General features: G+C 71.2%; 11 protein-coding genes. 2 read left to right on the top strand and 9 right to left on the bottom strand.

Annotated features, from left to right (window positions below; translation table 11 throughout):
- Positions 1-310 precede the first annotated feature (310 nt).
- From ACH4J0_RS41050 to eccD, 9 genes are all read right to left on the bottom strand, one after another.
- Positions 311-1,996, bottom strand: a complete 1,686-nt coding sequence (locus ACH4J0_RS41050; protein ID WP_396246309.1) for a ribonuclease J — start codon at positions 1,994-1,996, stop codon at positions 311-313.
- A gap of 170 nt (positions 1,997-2,166) precedes the next feature.
- Entirely contained in the window at positions 2,167-3,066 is a 900-nt protein-coding gene (dapA, locus tag ACH4J0_RS41045) for a 4-hydroxy-tetrahydrodipicolinate synthase (RefSeq protein WP_396246308.1), read from the bottom strand.
- Positions 3,067-3,281: 215 nt separating this feature from the next.
- Positions 3,282-4,013 (bottom strand): FAD-dependent thymidylate synthase, encoded by a 732-nt coding sequence (thyX, locus tag ACH4J0_RS41040; RefSeq protein ID WP_030289914.1) that lies wholly within the window; start codon positions 4,011-4,013, stop codon positions 3,282-3,284.
- Positions 4,010-4,468 (bottom strand): hypothetical protein, encoded by a 459-nt coding sequence (locus ACH4J0_RS41035; RefSeq protein WP_396246307.1) that lies wholly within the window; start codon positions 4,466-4,468, stop codon positions 4,010-4,012. Before ACH4J0_RS41035 ends, thyX begins: the two co-directional genes overlap by 4 nt.
- A gap of 7 nt (positions 4,469-4,475) precedes the next feature.
- Entirely contained in the window at positions 4,476-5,222 is a 747-nt protein-coding gene (gene dapB / locus ACH4J0_RS41030; RefSeq protein ID WP_396246306.1) for a 4-hydroxy-tetrahydrodipicolinate reductase, read from the bottom strand.
- A gap of 12 nt (positions 5,223-5,234) precedes the next feature.
- Positions 5,235-6,647 carry a M16 family metallopeptidase gene (locus tag ACH4J0_RS41025; RefSeq protein WP_396246305.1) on the bottom strand — a complete coding sequence of 471 codons (1,413 nt, stop codon included), beginning with the start codon at positions 6,645-6,647 and terminating at the stop codon, positions 5,235-5,237.
- Between the two features lie 58 nt (positions 6,648-6,705).
- Complete coding sequence (locus tag ACH4J0_RS41020) at positions 6,706-8,913, bottom strand: polyribonucleotide nucleotidyltransferase (protein ID WP_396246304.1); 2,208 nt, start codon at positions 8,911-8,913, stop codon at positions 6,706-6,708.
- Between the two features lie 454 nt (positions 8,914-9,367).
- Complete coding sequence (gene rpsO, locus ACH4J0_RS41015; RefSeq protein ID WP_396246303.1) at positions 9,368-9,658, bottom strand: 30S ribosomal protein S15; 291 nt, start codon at positions 9,656-9,658, stop codon at positions 9,368-9,370.
- Between the two features lie 188 nt (positions 9,659-9,846).
- The gene (gene eccD / locus ACH4J0_RS41010) at positions 9,847-11,310 is read right to left on the bottom strand and encodes a type VII secretion integral membrane protein EccD (RefSeq protein ID WP_396246302.1); all 1,464 of its coding nucleotides are present in this window, start codon (positions 11,308-11,310) and stop codon (positions 9,847-9,849) included.
- 448 nt (positions 11,311-11,758) lie between these two features.
- Between eccD and eccCa the strand changes: the two genes are divergently transcribed.
- Both eccCa and ACH4J0_RS41000 read left to right on the top strand, forming a co-directional pair.
- Positions 11,759-15,703, top strand: a complete 3,945-nt coding sequence (gene eccCa, locus ACH4J0_RS41005) for a type VII secretion protein EccCa (protein ID WP_396246301.1) — start codon at positions 11,759-11,761, stop codon at positions 15,701-15,703.
- A 480-nt stretch (positions 15,704-16,183) separates the two neighbouring features.
- On the top strand, positions 16,184-17,584 hold the full coding sequence (locus ACH4J0_RS41000; protein WP_396246300.1) for an APC family permease: 1,401 nt from the start codon (positions 16,184-16,186) through the stop codon (positions 17,582-17,584).
- Positions 17,585-17,738 lie beyond the last annotated feature (154 nt).

The raw sequence follows: 17,738 nt of genomic DNA, 5'->3' as shown, positions 1-17,738 counted from the left end.
CAAGGAACGGACGCTTCCTTCGGACCGCCTTCCAGCGGGCCCTCCGGGCGCTTCGTTCTTTCGTGTTTCCAGCTTATCAGATGTTTTCCGCTCCGCTTTCCGGAGTTTCCTTCATCCGATTTGGCTTTCGCCTTTCGGCGCTCCCGAACTCTATCAGAGTTTCTCGGTCCGTTTTCCCGGCCGTTCTCGAATTCGCATTCGAGGACTTCCTTGGGGCTCGTCCCGTGGGGCAACCCGGAGAACATTACGCACCGGGTCGCCCCACGTCAAACCAGCCTCAGCGGAGCCCTACGGGACTCCGCGCAGCGGCTCAGACCTCGACGACGACCGGCAGGATCATCGGCCGGCGACGGTAGTTGTCCGCGACCCACTTGCCGATGGTCCGGCGGACGAGCTGCTGCACCTGGCGGGGCTCCAGCACGCCGTCGCTCGCCGAGCGGTCCAGGGCCTCCTGGAGCTTGGAGGCGACCGGCACGAAGGCGTTGTCGTCGATGCCGGAGCCGCGGGCCTGGATGGTCGGGCCGCCGACGATCTTGCCGTTGGTCGAGTCGACTGCGACGAAGACCGAGATGAAGCCCTCCTCGCCGAGGATCTTGCGGTCCTTGAGCGAGGCCTCGGTGATGTCGCCGACCGAGGCGCCGTCCACGTAGACGTAGCCGGCCTGCACCTTGCCGGTGATCCGGGCGACGCCCTTCTCCAGGTCGACGCAGACGCCGTCCTCGGCGATGACCACGCGGTTGCGCGGCACGCCGGTCGCGATGCCCAGCTCGGCGGCGGCCCGCAGGTGGCGCCACTCGCCGTGGACCGGCATCAGGTTGCGCGGCTTGCAGATGTTGAAGAAGTACAGCAGCTCGCCGGCCGAGGCGTGGCCGGAGACGTGCACCTTGGCGTTGCCCTTGTGCACGACCTTGGCGCCCCAGCGGGTCAGACCGTTGATCACGCGGTAGACGGCGTTCTCGTTGCCCGGGATGAGCGAGGACGCCAGGACGACGGTGTCGCCCTCGACGATGCGGATCTGGTGGTCGCGGTTGGCCATCCGGGACAGCGCCGCCATCGGCTCGCCCTGCGAGCCGGTGCAGATCAGCACGACCTCCTTGTCCGGCAGGTCGTCCAGCTGCTTGACGTCGACGACCATGTTGCCGGGGACCTTCAGGTAGCCGAGGTCGCGGGCGATGCCCATGTTGCGGACCATCGAGCGGCCGACGAAGGCGACCTTGCGCTTGTACTCGTGGGCGGCGTCCAGCACCTGCTGGATGCGGTGCACGTGGCTGGCGAAGGAGGCGACGATGATGCGCTTGTCGGCGTTGGCGAAGACGTTCCGCAGGGCCGCCGAGATGTCCCGCTCGTGCGGGATGAAGCCGGGGACCTCGGCGTTGGTGGAGTCCACCAGCAGCAGGTCCATGCCCTCCTCGGCCAGCTTGGCGAAGGTCGGCAGGTCGGTCAGGCGGCCGTCCAGCGGCAGCTGGTCCATCTTGAAGTCACCGGTGGCCACGACCATGCCGGCGGGGGTGCGGACGGCCACGGCGAGGGCGTCCGGGATGGAGTGGTTGACCGCGATGAACTCGCAGTCGAAGGGGCCGATGCGCTCGCGCTGGCCCTCCTTCACCTCCAGCACGTACGGCCGGATGCGGTGCTCGGCGAGCTTGGCCTCGATCAGGGCGAGGGTCAGCTTCGAACCGATCAGCGGGATGTCCGGGTTCTCCCGGAGGAGGAAGGGGACGGCCCCGATGTGGTCCTCGTGCCCGTGGGTGAGGACGATGCCGTCGACCTTGTCGAGGCGGTCCCGGATGTAGCTGAAGTCCGGGAGGATCAGGTCCACGCCCGGCTGCTCGTCCTCGGGGAAGAGGACGCCGCAGTCGACGATCAGGATGCGGTCCCCGTACTCGAAGACCGTCATGTTGCGGCCGATCTCGCCGAGGCCGCCGAGCGGAGTGATGCGGAGGGCGCCCTCCTTCAGGGCCGGGGGCGCGCCGAGCTCGGGATGCGGGTGGCTCAAAAGACTCTCCTCACGACGCACGCCATATGCCCGGGGTCCTCCCCTGGAGACATATGGCGTGCGTACTCAGTGTCGTTTTCCTACTGGGTCGGTGCTCTCGCGCCTTCGGTCCGGTCCAGCGGCGGACCCGGGCGGGTCCGGCGAGCCGGGGGCGCGCACGTCTGTGTCTGTTACAGGTGTACCCCGCCGGCGGCGAGATCCTGCTTCAATCGGTCGATCTCCTCGGGCGTCGCGCCGACCAGCGGCAGCCGCAGCGGCCCGGCCGGCAGGCCCTGGAGGTCCAGCGCGGCCTTGGTGAGGATCACGCCCTGGGTGCGGAACATACCGGTGAACACCGGCAGCAGGCTCTGGTGGACCGCGGTGGCCTTGGCCACATCGCCGCCCAGGTGGGCCTCGATCATCGACTTCAGCTCGCCGGCCACCACGTGCCCGACGACGCTGACCACGCCGACGGCTCCGACGGCCAGCAGCGGCAGGTTGAGGATGTCGTCGCCGGAGTACCAGGCGAGGTCGGCACGGGCGATCGCCCAGGCCGCGGCGCCCAGGTCGCCCTTGGCGTCCTTGTTGGCGACGATCCGCGGGTGCTCGCCCAGGCGGACCAGGGTCTCGTGGCTCAGCGCGACCCCGCTGCGGCCCGGGATGTCGTACGTCATGACCGGCAGCCCGGTGGCGTCGGCGACCTGCGTGAAGTGCCGGTACAGGCCCTCCTGCGGGGGCTTGTTGTAGTACGGCGTGACGACCAGCAGCCCGTGCGCCCCGGCGGCCTCCGCCTGCCGGGCCAGCTCGACGCTGTGGTGGGTGTCGTTCGTGCCGACCCCGGCCACCACGTGGGCGCGATCCCCGACCGCCTCCACCACGGCGCGGACGAGCTGGGCCTTCTCGGCGTCGCTGGTGGTCGGGGACTCACCGGTGGTGCCGTTGACGACGAGGCCGTCGTTCCCGGAGTCGACGAGGTGCGTGGCGAGGCGCTGGGCGCCGTCGAGGTCGAGTGCGCCGTCGGCGGTGAACGGGGTGACCATCGCGGTCAGCACCCGGCCGAACGGCGTCTGGGGGGTGGAGGTCGGAGCCATGCGTCCAAAGCTACTCGTAGGCGGTGGGACGGTACCCATGCCGGTCCATGGTTCGGACAGGTCGAGCAGGCGGGCGGTGGGGAAATGGGACTCCGGTGCTGCCCGCTCGGGGGTTCGGGCAGCACCGGAATCCGTGGTCACGAATGTAGGGAGCGGCTAGAAAAGCCGCAATCCAGACATGCCACGCACTCTGCCCATATGCCCGTCGTCCCAGGTCAGGGGGCGACTCGGCCGTGCTTCTCGAAGGCCGCATGGGTGAGCGGCATGAGCTGCGCCCACTGCTCCTCCATCTGCTCGGCGACCATCTCGATCTCGCGCTGCGGGAAGGACGGCACCGCCGAGTTCTCCCGCCGGGTGCGCAGCGAGAGGAAGTGCATCAGCGAACGCGCGTTGCAGGTCGCGTACATCGAGGAGAACAGGCCGACCGGCAGCACCGCGCGGGCCACCTCGCGGGCCACGCCGGCCGCCAGCATCTCCTGGTAGCGGGCGTAGGACTCGCGGTACGCGGCCTCCATCGCCCCGGTGGTGGTCCTGTGCTGCTCGGGGGTGCCCTCGTGGAACTCGTACTTGCCCGGGCGGCCCTGCTGGACCAGCTTGCGGTCCTCGGACGGGACGTAGAAGACCGGCTCCAGCTCGCGGTAGCGGCCGGACTCCTCGTTGTACGACCAGCCGCTGCGGTGACGGTGGAACTCACGGAACACGAAGATCGGCGCGCTGATGAAGAAGGTCATCGAGTTGTGCTCGAACGGCGTGCCGTGCCGGTCGCGCATCAGGAAGTTGATCAGGCCCCGGGACTTCTCCGGGTCCTGCTGGAGCGCCTCCAGGGACTGCTCCCCCGCGGTCGACACCCGGGCCGACCAGATGACGTCCGAGTCCGCGGCGGCGCTGCGGACCAGCTCCACCGTCACGTCGCTGCGGAAGCTGGGGGCCGTCGGTTCGTCGCTCACGCGTTACTCCTTGCGGGTTCGGTGCTGTGCAGCCTGATGGCGTGCTGCATGGTCTTGCGGGCGCGCGGGGTGTCGCCGGCGTCGGCGTAGGCCACGGCGAGGCGGAACCAGACCCGCCAGTCGCCCGGCGCGGCCTCCGCCTCGGTCTGGCGGCGGGCGAACACCGCGTCGGCCGAGGCCCGGTCGATCCGCCCGCCGGTGGTGCGCTTCAGCTCGTCGACCGGCAGGCCGCCCTCGGCCTCCAGCTCCCGGGCGAGCTGCTCGCTGGCCCGGCCGAAGCGGACGGTCTGGCGCAGGAACCAGACACCGATCAGCGGGATCACGAAGGCGCACAGGCCGATGCCGATGCCGAGCGGCTTGCCGGTGGCGATCAGCTGCACGCCCTCCCCCACGCAGAGCAGGGCGACCAGCAGCAGCACGCCGGACAGGACGAAGAAACCGGTACGGGAGGTCATGAGGGGCTCACAGGTCCAGGAAGTGTTCGAGGCCGAAGGTCAGCCCCGGGGTCTCGACGACCTTGCGCACGCCCAGCAGGATGCCCGGCATGAAGCTGCTGTGGTGCAGCGAGTCGTGCCGGATGGTGAGCGTCTCGCCGGTGTCGCCGAACATCACCTGCTGGTGGGCGAGCAGGCCGCGCAGCCGTACGGCGTGTACCGGCACCCCGTCCACGTCGGCGCCGCGCGCGCCGGGCAGGCTGTGGGTGGTCGGGTCCTGCTGCGCCGGCCGGCCGGCCTCGGCGCGGGCGGCGGCGATCAGCTGGGCGGTGCGGGTGGCGGTGCCGCTGGGGGCGTCGGCCTTGCGGTCGTGGTGCAGCTCGATCACCTCGACCGACTCGAAGTACCGGGCGGCGATCTGGGAGAACTTCATGCCGAGGATCGCGCCGATGGAGAAGTTCGGCGCGATCAGCAGGCCGAGGTCCGGGGCCTCCGCCAGCCGGCCGCGGACGGTGGCGAGCCGCTCGTCCGTCCAGCCGGTGGTGCCGGTGACCACGTGGATGCCGTTGCGGAGGCAGTAGTCGAGGTTGCCCATCACCGAGTCCGGGTGGGTCAGCTCGACGGCGACCTGGGCCCCGGCCCCGGTCAGCTCCTCCAGCTTCGAGTCCCGCCCGAGGGCGGCGACCAGCTCCAGGTCCGGCGCGGCCTCGACGGCCTTGACCGCCTCGGAGCCGATCCGTCCCCTGGCGCCGATCACGGCGACACGCAGCGTCATAGCGAATTCCTCTCAGACCAGCAGATCGGCGAGCTTCGCGGCCCGCTTGTCGTTGACCGGACCGATCAGCGCCAGCGACGGCCGGTACGCGCCCAGCACATCACGGGCCACCGCGTGGACGTCCTCCAGGGTCACCGCCGCGATCCGCTCCAGCATGTCGTCCACCGACAGGTGGTGCCCGTAGCTGAGTTCGGCCTTGCCGATCCGGTTCATCAGGGAGCCGGTGTCCTCCATGCCGAGCACGGTGGAGCCGGAGATCTGCCCGATCGCGCGGTGCAGCTCCTCCTCGGTGATGCCCTCGGCGACCACCTTGGCCAGCTCCTCCCGGCAGATCCGCAGCACCTCCTCGACCCGCTTGGGCTGGCAGCCGGCGTAGATGCCGAACAGGCCGCTGTCCGCGTAGGAGGAGGAGTACGAGTAGACCGAGTACGCCAGGCCGCGCTTCTCCCGGACCTCCTGGAACAGCCGGGAGCTCATCCCGCCGCCCAGGGCCGCGTTGAGCACGCCCATCGCCCAGCGGCGCTCGTCGTGCCGGGGCACCCCGGGCACGCCCAGCACCAGGTGGGCCTGCTCGGTGGAGCGGTTGAGCACCTCGAGCTTGCCGGCCGTGCGCAGCGCCTTGACGCCGCGGCGGGCCTCGGCGGGCGCCGCGGTGGAGCGGGCCAGCACCGGGGCGAAGGCCTGCTCGACCTGCTTGACCACCTTGCGGTGGTCGAGGTTGCCGGCCGCGGCGACGACCAGGTTCTCCGGGCGGTAGCGGCGGTGGTAGAAACCGGCGATCTGGTCCCGGGTGAGTGCCTTGATGGTCTCCTGGGTGCCGAGGATCGGGCGGCCGAGCGGGCCGCTGCCGAAGATCACCTTGGCGAACAGGTCGTGGACCACGTCGCCCGGGTCGTCCTCGGCCATCGCCATCTCCTCGAGGATGACGCCGCGCTCGGCGTCGACGTCCTCGGAGCGGATCAGCGAGCCGGTGAGCATGTCGCAGACCACGTCGATGGCCAGCGGCAGGTCGGTGTCCAGGACCCGGGCGTAGTAGCAGGTGTTCTCCTTCGCGGTGAAGGCGTTCATCTCGCCGCCGACCGCGTCCAGGGCCGCCGAGATGTCCAGCGCGCTGCGCCGCTCGGTGCCCTTGAAGAGCAGGTGCTCCAGGTAGTGGGTCGCGCCGTTGAGCTGCGGGGTCTCGTCCCGCGAGCCGACGCCGACCCAGATGCCGAAGGTCGCGGAGCGCACCGTCGGCAGGGTCTCGGTGACGACCCGCAGGCCGCCGGGCAGGACGGAGCGGCGCACCGTGCCGACGCCGTCGACGCCCTTGAGCAGGGTCCGGGTGCTGCCGGGACGCTGCTTTACCGCCGGGGCCTGGGCCACGGTGGGTACCTCCAGAGGAAACGCACGTGCAACGGCACGTACGGACGAACGCGTGGACAACAGGGTGCGGCCCGCACGCCGGGAGGCGTACGGGCCGCAAGGGTCAGCTAGCGGCGCTTCACTCGGAAGCGGCCTCGCCGGCTTCCTCGCCCTCGATGACCGGGATCAGGGAGAGCTTGCCGCGCGGGTCGATCTCGGCGATCTCGACCTGCACCTTGGCGCCGACGCCGAGGACGTCCTCGACGTTCTCCACGCGCTTGCCGCCGGCCAGCTTGCGGATCTGCGAGATGTGCAGCAGGCCGTCCTTGCCCGGCATGAGCGAGACGAACGCGCCGAACGTCGTGGTCTTGACCACGGTGCCCAGGTAGCGCTCGCCGACCTCCGGCATGGTCGGGTTGGCGATCTGGTTGATCGTGGTGCGGGCGGCCTCGGCGGCCGGGCCGTCGGCGGCACCGATGTAGATGGTGCCGTCGTCCTCGATCGTGATCTCGGCGCCGGTGTCCTCCTGGATCTGGTTGATCATCTTGCCCTTGGGGCCGATGACCTCGCCGATCTTGTCCACCGGGATCTTGATGGTGATGATGCGCGGCGCGTTCGGGGACATCTCGTCGGGCGAGTCGATGGCCTCGTTCATCACGTCGAGGATGTGCAGGCGGGCGTCGCGGGCCTGCTTCAGGGCGGCGGCCAGCACGGAGGCCGGGATGCCGTTCAGCTTGGTGTCCAGCTGCAGCGCGGTGATGAAGTTGCGGGTACCGGCGACCTTGAAGTCCATGTCGCCGTACGCGTCCTCGGCACCCAGGATGTCGGTCAGCGCGACGTAGTGGGTCTCACCGTCGATCTCCTGGGAGATCAGGCCCATGGCGATGCCGGCGACGGCGGCCTTCAGCGGCACACCGGCGTTCAGCAGCGACATGGTCGAGGCGCAGACCGAGCCCATCGAGGTCGAGCCGTTGGAGCCGAGCGCCTCGGAGACCTGGCGGATGGCGTACGGGAACTCCTCGCGGGTCGGCAGGACCGGCAGGATGGCGCGCTCGGCCAGGGCGCCGTGGCCGATCTCGCGGCGCTTGGGCGAGCCCACGCGGCCGGTCTCGCCGACCGAGTACGGCGGGAAGTTGTAGTTGTGCATGTAGCGGCGACGCGTCTCCGGGGAGAGCGTGTCGAGCTGCTGCTCCATCCGGAGCATGTTCAGCGTGGTGACACCCAGGATCTGGGTCTCGCCGCGCTCGAACAGCGCCGAGCCGTGGACGCGCGGGATGGCCTCGACCTCGGCGGCCAGGGTGCGGATGTCGGTGACGCCACGGCCGTCGATGCGGACCTTGTCCTTGATGACGCGCTCGCGGACGATCTTCTTGGTCAGCGCGTTGTAGGCGGCGCTGATCTCCTTCTCGCGACCCTCGAACTCGGGGAGCAGCTTCTCGGCCGCGACGGCCTTGACGCGGTCCAGCTCGTTGTTGCGCTCCTGCTTGCCCGGGATGGTCAGGGCCTGGGCCAGCTCGTCCTTGACGGCGGCGGTCAGCGCGGCGAGGACGTCGTCCTGGTAGTCCAGGAAGACCGGGAACTCGGCGGTCGGCTTGGCGGCCTGGGCGGCCAGCTGCGACTGCGCGGCGCACAGCACCTTGATGAACGGCTTGGCGGCCTCCAGGCCGGAGGCGACGACCTCCTCGGTCGGCGCCTCGGCGCCGCCCTCGACCAGCTTGATGGTCTTGTCGGTGGCCTCGGCCTCGACCATCATGATCGCGACGTCGCCGTCCGGCAGGACACGACCGGCGACGACCATGTCGAAGACGGCCGACTCCAGCTCGCTGTGGGTCGGGAAGGCCACCCACTGGCCGTTGATCAGGGCGACGCGCACGCCGCCGATCGGGCCGGAGAACGGCAGGCCCGCCAGCTGGGTGGAGGCGGAGGCGGCGTTGATGGCGACCACGTCGTACAGGTGGTCGGGGTTGAGCGCCATCACGGTGCAGACGACCTGCACCTCGTTGCGCAGGCCCTTGACGAAGGACGGGCGCAGCGGGCGGTCGATCAGGCGGCAGGTGAGGATCGCGTCCTCGGAGGGCCGGCCCTCACGACGGAAGAACGAGCCGGGGATGCGGCCCGCGGCGTACATCCGCTCCTCGACGTCCACGGTCAGCGGGAAGAAGTCGAAGTGCTCCTTCGGCTGCTTGGACGCGCTGGTGGCCGACAGCACCATGGTGTCGTCGTCCAGGTAGGCCACGGCCGAGCCGGCGGCCTGACGGGCCAGACGGCCGGTCTCGAAGCGGATGGTACGGGTGCCGAAGGAACCGTTGTCGATCACGGCCTCGGCGTAGAACACGTTCTCTTCCACCTGGAAGATCTCCTCTTTCGTACGTCTCCGGGAGAGCGTCCCCGCGCACTGCCTGGTGTTGGCCCCGGGGCCCTCCCGCCAGGGAGGGCGGCAGTCGGGCCGGTCTTCGATCGAAGCCTCCGGGGGCCCCGCTCGGCTGCGGGGGTTCCGGGGGCCACTACCGAGGACCGGCGCCTCACGGCTGCCGGGCCGGGACGGGCGGTCCGCGTCTGGACGCTCTCTCGGATGCGGGCGGCTTCCGTTTGAAGCCTTCGTCCCGCGGGGGGTTCGGGCTCGCTGCCCGGGTGGCGCGCTGCTGCGCCATCACCCGGCATGCCCACAACCCTACGGTGCAATCCTCGGCCACCTGGGGAGGTGCGCGCGAGTTGTTGCGCCAGGGTGCCGCGGCGGAACCGCCGCGGCATACGCGCGAGGGGCGGCTCCCCGGTGTGGGGAGCCGCCCCGAGCGGCGGTCTTAGCGGGCGCCGCCGGCGGCACCGCGGCGGATGCCCAGGCGGTCGACGAGCGCACGGAAGCGCTCGATGTCCTTCTTGGCCAGGTACTGCAGGAGGCGGCGGCGCTGGCCGACCAGGATCAGCAGGCCACGGCGCGAGTGGTGGTCGTGCTTGTGGAACTTGAGGTGCTCGGTCAGGTCCGAGATGCGGCGGGAGAGCATGGCGACCTGGACCTCGGGGGAGCCGGTGTCGCCCTCCTTCTGGCCGAACTCGGCGATGATCTGCTTCTTGACGTCAGAGGCGAGAGCCACTGCAACTCCTTCAAGGTCTACCGAGCGGTCCTGGTCGACAGCACAGGACTCTGCGAGAACTCGGCATCGTGAGCACGGTCCGTGGCCTGCGCCCCACGGAGGGGCGGGCACACGGCTGCGCTCGGAGGCCAAGCGTACCAGTGCCGCCCACCCGGCCGGTCGGCGGGTCGGCGGCACTGGTACGCGGGTCAGCCGGTGGCGCCGCGGACCAGCCGGTAGATGTTCAGGACGGCGAGCGCCAGCGGGACCAGCGAGATCAGGGTCAGGCTGTCGACGAGGTCCAGGATGCGCCCCCAGAACGGGGAGACGCCGAGCCGGGGCACCACCAGGGCGATCGCGGTGAGCAGCGCGGCACCGAAGGCGATGGAGGCGGTCAGCCAGATGGTGCGCAGGTCCAGGTCGGTGCCGGAGCCGGCCGCGCGCAGGACGAACTGCGGGGTGTGCAGGGACAGTCCGACGATCAGCAGGCACAGGCCGAGCAGGCCGGCCGCGGTGAGGCTGAGGACCTGCGCGGTGTAGCGGAACAGCCGGGCGCGCAGCATGGTGGCGATGCCCAGGACGAGCGCGAGCAGTTCGGGGAAGGTCCGGTCGGTGAAGGAGAGGACGGCGCAGGCGCCGACCACGACCGCGGCGCAGCCGCCGACCAGGCCGACCAGCACCTCGTGGCCGCGGCGGGCCTGGTGGGCGATCCGCTCGTACTGGACGGCCTCGGCGCGCTCGGCCTCCTCGTCGTAGTCGCGGCTGCGGGTGCGGGTCTGCCCGGGGGCGCTGAAGCCGACGGGCAGCCGGGCGAACCGGGCGGAGAGGCTGGGCAGGAAGCCGACCGCGGCGACGGCGGCGACTCCGGTGACGGCGGCGATGTTCCCGGCCGGGGTGTCCGGCATCAGCACGGCGGCGAAGGTGGCGAGCGCGCCGGCGGTGGCGACGAAGGCGGCGGCGACGAACACCGCGTCCATCGTGGGCAGCAGTCCGGCCAGCAGCACGGCGATCACCAGGACGGTGACGCAGCCGGTCAGGAACTGGAGCCGGCCGGGGCCGTCCCACCGGTGGGCGACGGCGATGATGCCGCTGCCGGCGATCATGGCGTGCGGCAGGGCGCCGAGGCCGAGCGCGACCGCGGCGGGGGCGTCCCCGTAGACCCGGGCGCGGACCCCGGCGAGCGCGGTGAGCACGAGGGCGGCGACGCCGGCCAGTACGCCGGGCAGGCTGTGCATGTCGTGGCGCAGGTCGGAGAACCAGAGCGCGAAGCCGAGCAGGGTGAGCAGCACCCCGGCGCCGATCAGGCCGAAGCCACGCATGAGGTCGACGGTCCAGAACCGGCGGTCGGCCTCGACGGCGCTGGCGATGGCGTCGGCGACGTCGTCGTAGACGGCGGGCGGCAGGGACTCGGCGAAGGGGCGCAGCGCCAGCAGGTCGCCGTCGCGGACCTGCTGGGCGGCCAGTGACAGGCTGCTGTCGAGCACGGTGCCGTCGCGGCGGACCAGGTGGAAGCCGGTGGGGGTGCCCTCGGGCTGGCTCTGGTTGGCCAGGCGCAGCACCTCGGGGTAGACGTCGGCGAGTGCGACGTCCTCGGGCAGGGCGACGTCGATCCGGCGGTCCGGCGCGACGACGGTCACCCGGCAGTAGCCCGTGGCGGTAGCTGAAGGACTCACGCGCCCGCCTCGCCGCGCTCGGCAGGGGCACTCGCCCGCACGCACCTTTCGATGATGAGCTCGCTCCGCTCGCTCATTGCCGCACCTCGATCCTTCGACGCACTGGGCGCTCCCCCTGTTGTTGACGGTGCCGCGGCACGCGGCGCGCGGTCTGGCTGTGGAACCGGCCCGGCCGGGCCGCGAGTTGGCGCGGCGTTACCCTACCCGCTCGGTTCGTGCCCGGCGCCGCTGCGGGGCGGGGCCCGGCGGGTGGTGCGGGGGCGGGCCGTGGCGGGTGGTGCGTGGCGGGCGGTGCGGGGGCGACCGTTAGGATCGGCGCCTGCGCACGGTGGTACGGGGGCTGCGCTGTGTGGGGCGTCCTCAGTCTCGGGAACCCGTACCGGAGCGGGCGCAGTCGCGTGAGGGCTGATGCCGAAGTGATCGATCGACGCCGCGGGGTGGATGACGCATGGGTGTGATCATGGTCAAGCGACCGGCCAGGGCGTACCCGCCGACGGTGCCGGACGAGCCGGTGGAGCTGGTCAGTCCGCCCGAACTGCCCCGGCAGGGCGGCGAGGACTGGCTGATGAGCATCCTGCCGATGCTCGGCATGGGCGGTTCGGCGGTGTTCTTCTTCTCGCCGGGCGCGGCTCCCCCGATGAAGATCATGGGCGGTCTGATGATCGTCTCGACGGTCGGCATGGTGCTGGCCCAGATCGTGCGGGCCCGCAAGGGTGGTTCGACCGCGATGGCGGACGAGCGGCGCGACTACCTCAAGTACCTCCAGCAGACCCGCCGCCAGGTGCGCCGCACGGCGGAGAGCCAGCGCGGCGCGCTGCTGTTCCTGAACCCGGCGCCGGACCAGCTGTGGTCGATCGTCGAGGACGGGCGGCGGCTGTGGGAGCGGCGGACGGCGGACGGCGACTTCGCGCAGATCCGGGTGGGTCTCGGGCCGGTGCAGCTGTCCACCCCGCTGGTGGCGCCGCAGACCGCGCCGATGGACGAGCTGGAGCCGCTGTCGGCGGCCGCGATGCACTCCTTCCTGAAGGCCCACGGCACCCTCCAGGACCTTCCGCTGGCGGTCTCGCTGCGGGCGTTCTACCACATCACGGTGTGCGGGGACCCGGACTCGGTGTACGGCAACGTGCGCGCGATGATCGCCCAACTGACCACCCTCCACTCGCCGGACGACCTGCTGATCGCGGTCGCCGCGGCGCCCGGCGCGGCCGAGGAGTGGGACTGGACCAAGTGGCTGCCGCACAACCAGCACCGCAAGGAGGCGGACGGCGCGGGCTCGCGCCGACTGAGCGCCCATGACCTGGGCGAGCTGGAGTACCTGCTGCAGGAGGAGCTGTCCGGCCGCCAGCGCTTCGTCCGGGACGCGGCACCCGCGGCGGACCAGCCGCACCTGGTGGTCATCATGGACGGCGCGGGGGTGCCGCACGACTCGGTGCTGGCCGGCCCCGAGGGCGTGCAGGGGGTGACCGTCATCGAGGTCGTCCCCGGCGAGGTGGACGAGCCGAGCGGGCACCTGATGGTGACGGTCAACCCGCAGGAGCTGGTGCTGCGTTCGGCCTCCGGGGCGACGTACGCCGGCAAGCCGGACCTGCTCTCGCTGTGGCAGTCCGAGGCGCTGGCACGGCAGTTGGCGCCGTACCGGGCCTCGGCCGGCGGGGACGACGAGCCACTGCTGTCCAACCTGGACTTCACCGACATGATGAACTCGGGCGATCCGGGCTCCTTCGACGTGGCCCGCAGCTGGCGCCCGCGCGCCCAGCACGAACGGATGCGGGTGCCGATCGGCGTCGGCGCCAACGGCGAGCACGTCTACCTGGACATCAAGGAGGCCGCGCTCGAGGGGATGGGCCCGCACGGCCTGTGCGTGGGCGCGACCGGTTCCGGCAAGTCGGAGCTGCTGCGCACGCTGGTGCTCGCGCTGGCGATGACCCACTCCTCGGAGACGCTGAACTTCGTACTCGCCGACTTCAAGGGCGGCGCGACCTTCCTCGGCATGGCGGACATGCCGCACACCTCCGCGGTGATCACCAACCTGGAGGGCGAGCTCACCCTGGTCGACCGCATGCGCGACGCGATCGAGGGCGAGCTGCACCGCCGCCAGGAGCTGCTGCACCGCTCCGGCAACTACGCCAACATCCACGAGTACGAACGGGCCCGGGCGGCCGGCGCAGCGCTGGACCCGCTGCCCTCGCTGGTGCTGATCATCGACGAGTTCTCCGAACTCCTCACCGCCAAGCCCGACTTCATCGAGATGTTCATCCAGATCGGCCGGATCGGCCGCTCCCTGGGCGTACACCTGCTGCTGGCCTCGCAGCGCCTGGAGGAGGGCAAGCTGCGCGGCCTGGACACCTACCTGTCGTACCGGATCGGTCTGCGCACCTTCTCGGCGGCCGAGTCGCGGGCGGCGATCGGCGTGCCGGACGCCTACCACCTGCCGCCGGTGCCGGGCGTCGGCTACCTGAAGTTCGGCGAGGACGTGATGGACCGGTTCAAGGCCGCGTACGTCTCGGGGCCGTACCGGGCGCCGGGGCAGCAGCGGTCGACCGGCGGGCGGCGGGTGAACGCCCGGCCGGTGGAGTTCACCTCGGCCTTCGTCGACCTGCCGCCGGAGCCGGTGGAGGAGGAGACGCCGCAGGCGCCGGAGCAGGACGACGCGCTGGTGGACACCGTGCTGGACGTGTTCGTCCAGCGGATGGCCGGCCAGGGCCCGGCGGCGCACCAGGTGTGGCTGCCGCCGCTGGACGAGGCGCCGAGCATCGACCACCTGCTGCCGCCGCTGCAGGTCGTCCCGGAGCGCGGGCTGACCGCGCCGGGCTACCCGGGCGGCCGGCTGCGGGCGCCGATCGGCATCGTGGACAAGCCGCGCGAGCAGAAGACCGACATCCTGGAGGTCGACTTCTCCGGGGCGGCCGGCCACGGCCTGATCGTGGGCGGGCCGCGCTCCGGCAAGTCGACCGTGCTGCGCACCATGACGGCCGCCTTCGGCCTCACCCACACCCCGCGCGAGGTGCAGTTCTACCTGCTGGACTTCGGCGCGGGCAGCTTCCAGTCACTGACCGGCCTGCCGCACGTCGGCGGGGTGGCCGGGCGCCTGGACGTGGACAAGGTGCGCCGGATGGTCTCCGAGGTGCACGCGGTGATGAACCGGCGCGAGGAACTGTTCCGGGCGACCGGCATCGACACCATCGCGACGTACCGGGCCCGCCGGGCGGCCGGGCAGCTGCCGGACGAGGCGTTCGGCGACGTGTTCCTGATGATCGACGGGTGGAACACCTTCAAGCAGGAGTTCGAGGGGCTGGAGCCGGTGATCGGCGACATCGCCCAGCGCGGCCTCGGCTACGGCGTCCACCTGGTGATCACCGCGGCCCGCTACGCGGAGGTGCGCCCGGCGCTGAAGGACCTGCTGCAGAACCGCGTCGAGCTGAAGCTCGGTGACGCGATGGAGTCCGAGGTGGACCGCCGGGTGGCGCAGAACGTCCCGCCGCTGGCCGGGCGCGGCATCACCGCGGAGCGGCTGCACTTCCTGGGCGGCCTGCCGCGGCTGGACGGCTCCTCCTCGGTGGACGACCTCCAGGACGGCGTGGCCGGGCTGGTCGGCGCAGTCGACGGGGCCTGGACCGGCCCGCGCGCCCCGCAGGTGCGGATGCTGCCGGCCGTCCTGGACGGGAACTCGCTGCCGAAGGGCTTCGAGCACCCGGAGCGCGGCGTGTCCTTCGGCGTGGACGAGGCCGAGCTGGCGCCGGTGTTCGTCAACTTCGAGACCGACCCGCTGTTCATCGTGTTCGGCGACACCGAGTCCGGGAAGTCCGCGCTGCTGCGCATGCTGGTCAAGCAGATCACCGAGCGCTACACCCCGGACCAGGCGGGCATCGTGGTCGGCGACTACCGGCGCGCGCTGCTGGGCACCGTGCCGCAGGAGTACCTGGTGGAGTACGCGGCCGCCCAGCCGGCCATGGCCGCGATCGTGGACATGCTGCGCGGGGCCTGCGCCCGCCGCCTGCCCGGCCCGGACGTGACCGCCGAGCAGCTGCGCAACCGCAGCTGGTACAGCGGCAAGGACATGTTCGTGATCGTCGACGACTACGAGCTGGTCGCGACCAGCTCGGGCAACCCGCTGGCGCCGCTGGCCGAGTTCCTGCCGTTCGCCCGGGACATCGGCCTGCGGGTGATCGTGGCCCGCAGCGCGGGCGGGGCAGGGCGCTCGATGTACGAGCCGGTGATGCAGCGGATGCGCGAGCTGGGCGGGCAGGGCGTCATCCTGTCCGGCAACCGGGACGAGGGCGCGCTGCTGGGAACGGTCAAGCCGCAGGCGCTGCCGCCTGGCCGCGGGATCTACGTGTCACGCCGTGCGACCAACGGGCAGATGGTCCAGACGGGCTGGCTGCCGGTGCAGTGACCGGAGCGCATGAGCGGGTCGTTCGCTACGGATCGTGATCGAAGGGGTCGGACTCGACGGAGTCCGACCCCTTCGGCGTCCCAGGTGCTGAAACGTTACCTACGTCTTTCCGGGCCGGGGCTGCGGTTCCCGTACCCACCCGGGCAGTTGTCGCACCACCGGATGGCGCCTGGCGTGTCTTCGCCCGTCCAGGCCGTCACCTTTGAATGGCGGCCTGCAATGCGCAGTTCACCTTTGATTCATGGCCGATGTAGCCAAAGTAACAAGTCGGACAAACAGCGCCATGACCCTAAGTGATCATCGGATCGCATGTTTATGCCGTTCACCGCAACGGATTCCGAAGCGGTTCCGACGTTGACGCGATCAATACGCCCAAGGTTCCATTGCGCCCCGGGAGCGACCGGAACAGACCCGAGCGACCAGCCAGCGGAGGCGATACCGCTCCCGTCCCAGGACCGCACAGAGCCGATCGGAATCCAGATGACCGACACGCTTCGCCCGCCACAGACCGTAGCCGCCACGGCGGACGGGGCCGCGCCCCAGCAGCTCAAGCGCTCCATCGGCGTCGTGGGCGGCACCCTGCTCACGCTGTCCTGCGTCACCCCGGCCTCGACGCTCTTCGTGATCGTGCCGGAGCTGTTCTCCAGCATCGGCAGCGCCACCGCCCTGGCCATCGCGATCGGCTCGGTGCTCTGCATCGCGGTCGCGTTCTGCTACTCCGAGCTCGGCACCCTGATCCCCAGCGCCGGCGGCGAGTACGCCATGGTCGGCACCCTGGCCGGGCGGCTCGCGGGCTGGCTGGTCTTCATCCAGTCGCTCATCGTGGTGATGATCGTCCCCTCGGTCATCGCCCTCGGCACCGCCGACTACCTGGCGCCCGTCCTGCACGTCGACAAGCCGATCGCCGGCGCCGCCGTGATGCTGGCCGCCACCCTGGCGGGCCTGCTCGACCTGCGCGCCAACGCCTGGATCACCGGCATCTTCCTGGTCCTGGAGGTCATCGCGGCCGGCGTGGTCTCGGTGCTCGGCTTCGCCCACACCAACGCCCACCACCCGAGCCTGCTGCACGGCCTGGTCTCCACCGACGGCGGCGCCGCCAGCCCGGTCGGCATCGGCGCCATCATCGGCGCGCTCGGCATCGCGCTGTTCGCCACCCAGGGCTTCTCCACCGCCGTCTACCTGTCCGAGGAGCTGGAGGACCCCCGCCGCACCGTCTCCCGCACCGTGCTGTGGACCCTCGGCCTGTCCAGCGCCATCATCCTGGTCCCGGTCGCCGCCATCACCATGGGCGCCCCCGACCTGCAGAGCCTGACCTCGGGCGACATCTCCGGCATGGTCACCGCCTGGAGCAACTCCGCGGTCGGCACCTTCATCAGCCTCTGCATCGCGCTGGCCATCATCAACGCCGGCATCGTCATGGTCATCCAGAACTCCCGGGTGCTGTTCGCCTCCGCCCGTGACAAGGCCTGGCCCGAGCCGGTCAACAAGGCCTTCGGCACCCTCGGCCGCTTCGGCTCCCCGTGGATCGCCACCCTGGCCGTGGGCCTGCCCGGCGCCGCGCTCTGCTTCGTCAAGGGCGAGCTGCTCAGCAACATCACCGGCGTCGCCGTCACGGCGATGTACCTGCTGGTCGCCATCGCCTCGCTGCTCTCCCGCCGCGGCCACCACAAGCACGCCGCCGCCTGGCGGATGCCGCTGTGGCCGGCCGTCCCGGTGCTGCTGATCGTCGTCCTGGTCTACGTCATGACCCAGCTGGACGCCGAACCGCTGCTGTGGACCGGCGGCATCACCGCCCTCGCCACCCTCTACTGGCTGTTCTACCTGCGCCCCCGGCAGGCCACCCGCTGGGTGATCAGCCTCCCGGAGGACCAGCGGGACTGACCCCCCACTCCCCCACGCCCACCCCCACACGGCGGTGGCCCCGGGCCCCCCCCCCCCCCCGGGGCCCCCCCCCCCCCCGGCCCCCCCCCATTTGGGGTGCACCCCCGGGGGGTGGGGGTAGCCGTAACCTGGGGCAGGCGGTGCAGCGGGGTGC

The sequence above is a fragment of the Kitasatospora sp. NPDC017646 genome (genome assembly GCF_044329365.1).
In the GTDB taxonomy this organism is placed as follows: Bacteria; Actinomycetota; Actinomycetes; order Streptomycetales; family Streptomycetaceae; genus Kitasatospora.
This window is presented reverse-complemented; position numbering and strand designations above follow the sequence as displayed.

Coding starts and splice junctions, on each gene's coding strand:
- dapA (WP_396246308.1), bottom strand. CDS start 3,066: ATGGCTCCGACCTCCACCCCCCAGACGCCGTTCGGCCGGGTGCTGACC.
- ACH4J0_RS41035 (WP_396246307.1), bottom strand. CDS start 4,468: ATGACCTCCCGTACCGGTTTCTTCGTCCTGTCCGGCGTGCTGCTGCTG.
- dapB (WP_396246306.1), bottom strand. CDS start 5,222: ATGACGCTGCGTGTCGCCGTGATCGGCGCCAGGGGACGGATCGGCTCC.
- eccCa (WP_396246301.1), top strand. CDS start 11,759: ATGGGTGTGATCATGGTCAAGCGACCGGCCAGGGCGTACCCGCCGACG.
- ACH4J0_RS41000 (WP_396246300.1), top strand. CDS start 16,184: ATGACCGACACGCTTCGCCCGCCACAGACCGTAGCCGCCACGGCGGAC.